General features: G+C 54.0%; 2 rRNA genes. Both read left to right on the top strand.

The annotated features are described in order from the left end of the window. Positions 1-359 precede the first annotated feature (359 nt). Positions 360-3,464 (top strand): 23S ribosomal RNA (locus L978_RS06750). A gap of 108 nt (positions 3,465-3,572) precedes the next feature. Then, positions 3,573-3,689 (top strand): 5S ribosomal RNA (gene rrf, locus L978_RS06755). Positions 3,690-3,737: the final 48 nt, after the last annotated feature.

Here is a 3,737-nt window from a genome sequence, read left to right on the forward strand (position 1 = left end):
TCGCTGGGAGCTCATGGGTGGAACATTTGACATGGCATCGAGATCTGATCTTGGAATGAGTACGCCGCTTGCGGTTGGAAGGTTCTGGGTGAGGGGGTCGGTGCCTGCACGCTGTTGGGTCCTGAGGGACCGGATGCGCTTTGACCTTCGGGTTGGAAGCATTTGGTTACTCTGGGCCTTTCGTTGTTTCCCCGGTGGGGAAGCGGTGAGGGGTACCGCCCGTACTTTGAGAACTACACAGTGGACGCGAGCATCTTGCAGCAGCCTTCGGGTTGTTGCACAAGATGATCTTAAAGATCATTAGTCAATTTCTGATTCCATCTTCGGATGGGGTCGAGTTTTGATTCAAACTCATGTGATTTCAAGTCTTTAAGAGCAAACGGTGGATGCCTTGGCATCTGGAGCCGAAGAAGGACGTAGCAATCTGCGATAAGCCTCGGGGAACTGATAAGCAAGTTTTGATCCGAGGGTGTCCGAATGGGGAAACCCCGCTGGGCGGCGTGCCGACCTAGTGACTCCCGCCTGAATATATAGGGCGGGTAGAGGGAACGTGGGGAAGTGAAACATCTCAGTACCCACAGGAAGAGAAAGCAACCGCGATTCCGTTAGTAGTGGCGAGCGAAACCGGATCAGGCTAAACCTAGCGTGTGTGATAGCCGGCAGGCGTTGCACGTTGGGGGTTGTGGGACTTTTCAGTCATCTCTGCCGAGGTGGCGGCGTTACAAGAAGGTATAGACGAACGGTCTTGAAAGGCCGGTCATAGAGGGTGCCAACCCCGTAGTCGAAATGCTTCTCTTGGCGCGAAGAGTATCCCAAGTAGCACGGGGCCCGTGAAATCCCGTGTGAATCTGTCAGGACCACCTGATAAGCCTAAATACTCCCAGATGACCGATAGCGGACAAGTACCGTGAGGGAAAGGTGAAAAGTACCCCGGGAGGGGAGTGAAATAGTACCTGAAACCGTTTGCTTACAAACCGTTGGAGCCTCCTTAGTAGGGGTGACAGCGTGCCTTTTGAAGAATGAGCCTGCGAGTTAGCGATATGTGGCGAGGTTAACCCGTGTGGGGTAGCCGTAGCGAAAGCGAGTCTGAATAGGGCGATTCAGTCGCATGTCCTAGACCCGAAGCGAAGTGATCTATCCATGGCCAGGTTGAAGCACGTGTAAGAGCGTGTGGAGGACCGAACCCACTTAGGTTGAAAACTGAGGGGATGAGCTGTGGATAGGGGTGAAAGGCCAATCAAACTTCGTGATAGCTGGTTCTCTCCGAAATGCATTTAGGTGCAGCGTTGCGTGTTTCTTGCCGGAGGTAGAGCTACTGGATGGCCGATGGGCCCTACAAGGTTACTGACGTCAGCCAAACTCCGAATGCCGGTAAGTGAGAGCGCAGCAGTGAGACTGTGGGGGATAAGCTTCATAGTCGAGAGGGAAACAACCCAGACCACCAACTAAGGTCCCAAAGCGCGTGCTAAGTGGGAAAGGATGTGGAGTTGCTGTGACAACCAGGAGGTTGGCTTAGAAGCAGCCACCCTTGAAAGAGTGCGTAATAGCTCACTGGTCAAGTGATTCCGCGCCGACAATGTAACGGGGCTCAAGCACGCCACCGAAGTTGTGGCATTGACATTATTGGTAGGCCTTCGTGGTCCAGCCGTGTTGATGGGTAGGAGAGCGTCGTGTGGCCAGCGAAGCGGCGGTGTAAACCAGCCGTGGAGGCTACACGAGTGAGAATGCAGGCATGAGTAGCGAATGACGTGTGAGAAACACGTCCTCCGAAAGACCAAGGGTTCCAGGGTCAAGCTAATCTTCCCTGGGTAAGTCGGGACCTAAGGCGAGGCCGACAGGCGTAGTCGATGGACAACGGGTTGATATTCCCGTACCGGCGAAGAACCGCCCAAGCTAATCCAGTAGTGCTAAGTATCTGAATCCCAGTGACTGATCCCTTCGGGGTGACGCTCTGGGCCTAGCGTACGACCCCATTCTGGTGCGGTTAGCGTATTAACAGGTGTGACGCAGGAAGGTAGCCCAAGCCAGGCGATGGTTGTCCTGGTGCAAGTGCGTAGGCCGAGTCGTAGGCAAATCCGCGATTCATTGAGGCTGAGACACGATGCGGATAAAAAGTGGGTGATCCTATGCTGCCGAGAAAAGCATCGACGCGAGGTTCTAGCCGCCCGTACCCCAAACCGACTCAGGTGGTCAGGTAGAGAATACCAAGGAGATCGAGAGAATCGTGGTTAAGGAACTCGGCAAAATGCCCCCGTAACTTCGGGAGAAGGGGGGCCTTCGGCGTATAGGGATTTACTCCCGAAAGCGTTTGGAGGCCGCAGAGACTAGTGGGTAGCGACTGTTTACTAAAAACACAGGTCCGTGCCAAGTCGCAAGACGATGTATACGGACTGACGCCTGCCCGGTGCTGGAAGGTTAAGAGGACCGGTTAGCCGTAAGGCGAAGCTGAGAATTTAAGCCCCAGTAAACGGCGGTGGTAACTATAACCATCCTAAGGTAGCGAAATTCCTTGTCGGGTAAGTTCCGACCTGCACGAATGGCGTAACGACTTCCCAACTGTCTCAACCGCGAACTCGGCGAAATTGCATTACGAGTAAAGATGCTCGTTACGCGCAGCAGGACGGAAAGACCCCGTGACCTTTACTACAGCTTGGTATTGGTGTTCGGTGTGGCTTGTGTAGGATAGGTGGGAGACTTTGAAGCATGGACGCTAGTTCGTGTGGAGTCATTGTTGAAATACCACTCTGGTCACTCTGGATATCTAACTTCGAACCGTAATCCGGTTCAGGGACAGTGCCTGGTGGGTAGTTTAACTGGGGCGGTTGCCTCCCAAAAAGTAACGGAGGCGCCCAAAGGTTCCCTCAACCTGGTTGGCAATCAGGTGTCGAGTGTAAGTGCACAAGGGAGCTTGACTGTGAGACTGACAGGTCGAGCAGGGACGAAAGTCGGGACTAGTGATCCGGCAGTGGCTTGTGGAAGCGCTGTCGCTCAACGGATAAAAGGTACCTCGGGGATAACAGGCTGATCTTGCCCAAGAGTCCATATCGACGGCATGGTTTGGCACCTCGATGTCGGCTCGTCGCATCCTGGGGCTGGAGTAGGTCCCAAGGGTTGGGCTGTTCGCCCATTAAAGCGGTACGCGAGCTGGGTTTAGAACGTCGTGAGACAGTTCGGTCCCTATCCGCTGCGCGCGTAGGAAATTTGAGAGGATCTGACCCTAGTACGAGAGGACCGGGTTGGACGAACCTCTGGTGTGTCAGTTGTTCCGCCAGGAGCACCGCTGATTAGCTACGTTCGGGATGGATAACCGCTGAAAGCATCTAAGCGGGAAGCCGGCCTCAAGATGAGATTTCCATACCTTCGGGTGAGAGGCTCCCAGCCAGACTACTGGGTTGATAGGCCAGATGTGGAAGTGCAGTAATGCATGCAGCTGACTGGTACTAATAAGCCGATGACTTGATAACACACCGTTTGTTGGTGCTACGCGTCCACTGAGTGGTTCTCGATGTACGGTCGAGAACCGCATAACAACAATGACTTTGTTATGTGTTTGATTGAAACATCAATAGTGTTTCGGCGGCCATAGCGTGAGGGAAACGCCCGGTTACATTCCGAACCCGGAAGCTAAGCCTCACAGCGCCGATGGTACTGCAGGGGGGACCCTGTGGGAGAGTAGGACACCGCCGGACTCCTTTTAAACAAAATGGCCACCCAACGCTGGGTGGCCATTTTGCGTT

It is taken from the genome of Microbacterium sp. ZOR0019, from assembly GCF_000800925.1.
Lineage (GTDB): Bacteria > Actinomycetota > Actinomycetes > Actinomycetales > Microbacteriaceae > Microbacterium > Microbacterium aurugineum.